This is a genomic window from Adlercreutzia sp. CNCM I-6207 (assembly GCF_977072305.1).
This window is the reverse complement of record NZ_CDRVLZ010000037.1, coordinates 1-5,054: the sequence shown is the minus strand read 5'-3', so window position 1 is coordinate 5,054 and position 5,054 is coordinate 1. Positions and strand designations below refer to the sequence as shown.

The 5,054-nt window shown below is 62.0% G+C and carries 5 protein-coding genes; 4 read left to right on the top strand and 1 reads right to left on the bottom strand.

Translation table 11 applies throughout. The features are described 5' to 3' along the window. The first annotated feature begins 341 nt into the window (after positions 1–341). The 4 genes from ACW4QM_RS11350 to ACW4QM_RS11335 all read left to right on the top strand — a co-directional run bounded on the left by ACW4QM_RS11350 (position 342) and on the right by ACW4QM_RS11335 (position 3,365). Positions 342–1,769: a sodium-dependent transporter gene (locus ACW4QM_RS11350; RefSeq protein WP_237974370.1), complete on the top strand. Its 1,428-nt coding sequence runs from the start codon at positions 342–344 to the stop codon at positions 1,767–1,769. Next, positions 1,756–1,980, top strand: coding sequence for a hypothetical protein (locus tag ACW4QM_RS11345; protein WP_237974371.1), 225 nt, complete (start codon positions 1,756–1,758; stop codon positions 1,978–1,980). The genes ACW4QM_RS11350 and ACW4QM_RS11345 overlap by 14 nt, the downstream gene beginning before the upstream one ends. 247 nt (positions 1,981–2,227) lie before the next feature. Continuing rightward, positions 2,228–2,953, top strand: a complete 726-nt coding sequence (locus tag ACW4QM_RS11340) for a B3/B4 domain-containing protein (protein ID WP_161127956.1) — start codon at positions 2,228–2,230, stop codon at positions 2,951–2,953. Between the two features lie 97 nt (positions 2,954–3,050). Further along, positions 3,051–3,365 carry a DMT family transporter gene (locus ACW4QM_RS11335; RefSeq protein ID WP_302148429.1) on the top strand — a complete coding sequence of 105 codons (315 nt, stop codon included), beginning with the start codon at positions 3,051–3,053 and terminating at the stop codon, positions 3,363–3,365. On the opposite strand, the gene ACW4QM_RS11330 is transcribed toward ACW4QM_RS11335, so the two are convergent. Next, a complete protein-coding gene (locus ACW4QM_RS11330) occupies positions 3,362–4,813 on the bottom strand; it encodes a helix-turn-helix transcriptional regulator (protein WP_237974372.1) in 1,452 nt (483 codons plus the stop codon). The two genes, ACW4QM_RS11335 and ACW4QM_RS11330, sit on opposite strands and share 4 nt — an antisense overlap. Positions 4,814–5,054 lie beyond the last annotated feature (241 nt).

Here is a 5,054-nt window from a genome sequence, read left to right as displayed (position 1 = left end):
CCGCCGCGACGGCCTCCACGGCGAGCTCCCTGGTCTCCAACGGGTACATGCGGACTCCAATCCGGACACCGGAGTGTCCAACTTTTTGTCCGCACCCCCGCGAGGCCTTGAATTTGTGCAGGATTTTGCGATAGAGAGAGCCGCCGAGGGCTGGCTGGCGATTCAAAGCTCTCCTGATCGCAAAATCCTGCACAAATGGCGCTCGGGGGACTCTCTTAATCGCAAAATCCTGCACGAAAAGAGGAGGAGCGCGTGCGAGATTTGTCCCTCTGGCCAGAACCTGCTTGTTCGTGCCGCGCCTTTCGCTATGATGGAAGGCACGGAAATTCAAGGAGGACGCTGTGACGACAAGAGACGACAACATCGTTGCGGAGGAAGCGCGGGCCATCGAGGTCGGTGAGGAGACGGGTGCGGGAGCGCCGGGCGCATCGGGCGGCTCGGGCCGTGGTCGCCGCGATACCTGGGCCACACATACGGGCTTCATCCTCGCCTGCGTTGGCAGCGCCGTGGGCATGGCCAATATCTGGCTGTTTCCCTATCGCGTGGCTCAGTTGGGCGGCGCGGCCTTCCTCATCCCGTACCTCATTTTCGTGGCGCTGCTGGGCTTTACGGGCGTGATTGGAGAAATGTCCTTCGGTCGGGCTATGGGCGCTGGCCCTATGGGCGCATTCGGCCGCGCCATGGAGATGCGCGGTGTGCGGCACGGCGAGCGCATCGGTAAGATCATCGGACTCATTCCCACCTTGGGATCGCTCGCCATCGCCATCGGGTACGCCGTAGTGCTCGGTTGGGCGTGCAACTACTTCGTGGCCTCGCTCGACGGCGAGCTTATGGCGCAGACCGACATGGGAGCCTTTTTCGGGGCCATCGCGTCGGACTTCGGCAACGTGGGCTTCCACCTGCTGGGCCTGGCGCTCACCTTCGGCATTATGATTTTGGGCATCTCCCGGGGTATCGAGAAGGTGAACAAGGTGCTCATGCCCACGTTCTTCGTGCTGTTCGTCATCATCGCCATCCGCGTGGCCACACTGCCCGGTGCGGCAGCTGGCTACGAGTATCTGCTCGTGCCCCGCTGGGAGGCGTTGCTGAACCCCACTACCTGGGTGTACGCTCTGGGCCAGGCATTCTTCAGCCTATCGCTTGCCGGGTGCGGCACACTCGTCTACGGTAGTTACCTCAAGCGAGATGTGGACGTGGTGGACGCCGCCAAGAACGTCGCCATTTTCGATACCATCGCCGGGCTTGTGGCCGCCTGCGTCGTGGTGCCGGCGGTGTTCGCCTTTGGGCTGGACGTGTCTTCCGGGCCGCCGCTTCTGTTCATCACGCTGGCCCAGGTCTTCCAGGAGATGCCCTTCGGTAACATTTTCGCTGTCATCTTGTTCGCGGCGGTGGTGTTCGCCGCCATCACGAGCCTTATGAACCTGTTCGAGGCGCCGGTGGAGGCGCTGCAGGCCCAGCTGGGGTTGTCGCGTGCAGCGTCGGTGGGTATCGTGGCCGTCCTTGCTGTGGCCGTGGGCCTGTTCCTGGAAAACGGCAGCTCGGTGAGCGATTGGATGGACGTCATCTCCATTTACGTCATCCCCGTCGGCGCGTTTCTGGCTGCTGTCATGTTCTTCTGGGTATGCCCGCGCGGCTTCGCGAAGAAGCAGGCGGAGACGGGCCGCAAAAAGCCCCTCGGCCGTTGGTTCGATTTCATGACCCGCTACGTCTTCGTCGTCATCACCGCGCTCGTCATCATCCTGGGCATCTTCTACGGTGGCATTGGGTAGAGAGTGGGTGAATCGCGTGCTGACCTACGAGCAGGAAACTGAGATGCGCTGCCGCCGCACCAGAGAAGAAGCTCTTGAGCAGGGCATGGATCGCCTGGGAGCCCTCGTTGCCCTTCTCCTTAACGCGGGGCGCTTCGACGACGCCAAACGCGTCTCCGAGGATGCCGCCTATCGCGATAAGCTGCTCGTTGAGTTCGGGCTGCAGGGCTAAGGTAGGCATCTTTTCGAGGGATGCTGACTGTCCGTGCTATCATTGAAGCTAGCTTGAATCACATAGCCTGCCGCCGGGTAGGCACAAAGCGCTCGCAGAGCGGACATCGTTAGGCCTTTGAAGATGTTCGCCCCGCGGGCGCTTTTATTTGGGTCGCCCTGGGTATGGGCACGGAGATCTTTCGACTACGGCCTTCGGCCTTCGCTCGAGACGACACGTCCGGCGGCACGAGAAGGAAGGAAGACTTATGAAGCAGTTCGTGACGGAAGAGTCGTTCTGGGAGCTGTTCCCCGAGGCTCAGATCGGCATTGTGGTGGCCCATAACATGAAGCCGACCGAAGAGGTGGCGCCCGAAGACGCCGCCGCCATCGCACGCGCCCTTGCCGAGGCCAATAGCGCGGCCGACCAGCACCTGGAGAGCAACACCATCTCGCAGAACGAGGTCGTGGCCGTCTGGCGCGAGGCCTATCAGAAGTTCAAGACGAAGAAGGGCGCGCGCTGCTCTATCGAGAACCTGCTCAAGCGCGTGCTGAAGGGCAATCCCGTGGGCTCCATCACGCCGTCGGTGGACATCTACAACACGGTGTCGCTTACGTACGCGCTGCCTGTGGGCGGTGAGGACATCGATGCCATGGCCAGCGATATTCGCCTCGGCATCACCGAGGGCGGCGACGCGTTCCGTCCGCTCGGCGAGGACGAGGACGCCCCCACGCTGGAAGGCGAGCTGTGCTACCGCGACGACGCCGGCGCCATCTGTCGCTGCTGGAACTGGCGCGACGGCGAGCGCACGGCGCTGACCGATGCATCGCAGAAGGCCTTCCTCATCATCGAGTCCGTGGATCCGGCTCGCGCCGACGATCTGGCGGCGGCGACCGACCAACTGGCCGCCATGGTGCAGCAGTACTTGGACGCCGATATCTTCGCCAAACAAATCATCACCCGCGACAACCCTACGATGGTGATCGACGAATAGTGCGGGTGCGTAAGGAGACGAGGGCGCGGGGCGCGAATGGCCCGGCTGGCCACAGCGCCCCGCCCTATCAGGAAAGGAGGAGTCGGTGAGCTGACTCGTGCTCGTTGCATCAGGGTGTATGGAATCGGTGTGGGCTATTGCCTTGGGGAAGTCGGAGGGTTTCACCCACGTCGGTCCCACCATCGTGTTCATCGTGGCTCTGGTGCTTTCCATGCTGGGGCTCTCCTTCGCCGTGAAGACGCTGCCGACGGGAACTGCCTATGCCGTGTGGGTGGGCATTGGTACCGCGCTCACGGTTATCTACGGCGTGATCACGGGTTCGGAACCCGCGAACCTCGCCCGCATTCTGCTCATCGCCGGCCTTGTCGGCTGCGTTGTCGGCCTCAAACTGGTCAGCGGGAATGAGGCCTAGCTCTCTTCTGACCAGAATGCGTCGAAGGCATCCATGAGTTCCATGCGTGAGTGGACGTCGGCTTTCTGGTAGATGTTGTACACGTGGGCTCGCACGGTGGACTCGGCGACGAAGAGCCTCTCTGCGATATATGAAGTCGTTCGGCCGGCAATGAGATAGCCAAACACCTCTGTCTCGCGCTTCGACAGTTTGCGGCTGACTGCAAAGTTGGCCAGGGCCGTACCCTTGCTGGGGCGCATATCCCTCTCTTCGCGAATGGCGCGATCGTCGGCGATGGAGGCTAGGGGCATGCGATCGCGATCAGTGAACACAAGGGTGGCTGTGACGAGCACGATGGCCATGCCGGCAACGGCCAGCGCGGTGAACGAAGCGTGGTCGGCGAAGAACCCGACGGCCCACCCGACGAGCATACCCGCTGAAATGGCGAGCCTGCCGAAGGCCATGGTCCTGAAAAGCGACGCGTCGTTCGCCTTCACGATATTGCAGTAATCATTGAGGGCGAGAACTTCGAACAGAAGATATCCGGTAACCACCATCCCCCCGCCGATGGCCGGTTGCCCCACTAAGGCGGCAAGGCAGGCAAAGCCGAGGCCCATAACGGGGGCGACGGCGCGATAGAGCGCATAGGGCTTTGCTGCGTCCTTCGCAAACTGCGCGTAGAGGATGTAGACGCCTGCCAGCACAACGATACAGACTGGTTCGACGAGGTAACCGGCCGGCAGAGCCGCCCCACCAGAGAACGCCATGGCCGAGAGCAGTGAGAAGGCCAGAGAGTAGCAGGCCAGTGCCAATGTCATCTTAAGGGCTGGAATGCTCTTGAAGATGCTGCTTGGGCCCTTCGTCCCAGTCGGCTCTCCGGCCTGCACCAGAGCTGAGCCGTCGCCGTCGAAAAGCTCGCTACCCCCGCGCTGGGAAATGAGCCGCCCCGAGAGCATAAGAGACGCCACCGACAGAAGGGGGAAGGCGATGCTCGCGGCAACGAGGGCGCCCTGGCCGCCGATCAAGGTGGCCAGGAACAGCAGCGCTCCCACGCCGTAGGACATAACCAGCAGCGTGAGCGTATCGCCGAGTCTCATGGCCCCGAAGAAACTCAGCCACATCAGGAACAAGGAAACCTCGGCTACGGCTGCCAGCAGAGCGGCGAGGCTGTGGGCCGTTGCGCCCTCGCCCCAAAGCAGAAGGGGCGTCACGGCCATGCCGGCAATGGCTCCCACGGCAAGATAGAGGCGCTTGCCCCGATTGGTGGCGATGGGACGCGAGAGTGCCAAGGAGAGTGTGAGCACGGCGCAGCGCATGAGGAGCTCGAAGAGCTCGAAGGGAACCGAGCCGAGGCATAGCGGATTGCCAAAGAGGGGAGAGGGCGAAAGGCCGACCATGAACAGCCATGCCCAGAAGAGGCCGAATCCCAGGAACCTGACGGGGAACAGTTCCTCTTCGAACAGCTTCATCCGCCCTCCTCTCGCAGTTCCCTCGGATAACCCATTATAGGGCCATGGCGATGCATCGGGGCTAACATTTGGCTTTGTAAACCCTATCGCATGTCTTGAACAGGGAAAATAAGAAAAAATAAGCGGAATTGCTTAGGCGATAAGGGGGTGCGGACAAAAAGTTGGACACTCCGGTGTCCGGATTGGAGTCCGCATGTACCCGTTGGAGACCAGGGAGCTCGCCGTGGAGGCCGTCGCGGCG

What these genes read in the sequence shown, in the direction of transcription:
- ACW4QM_RS11340 (WP_161127956.1), top strand. Translation starts at nt 2,228, where the DNA reads ATGAAGCAGTTCGTGACGGAAGAGTCGTTCTGGGAGCTGTTCCCCGAG.
- ACW4QM_RS11330 (WP_237974372.1), bottom strand. Translation starts at nt 4,813, where the DNA reads ATGAAGCTGTTCGAAGAGGAACTGTTCCCCGTCAGGTTCCTGGGATTC.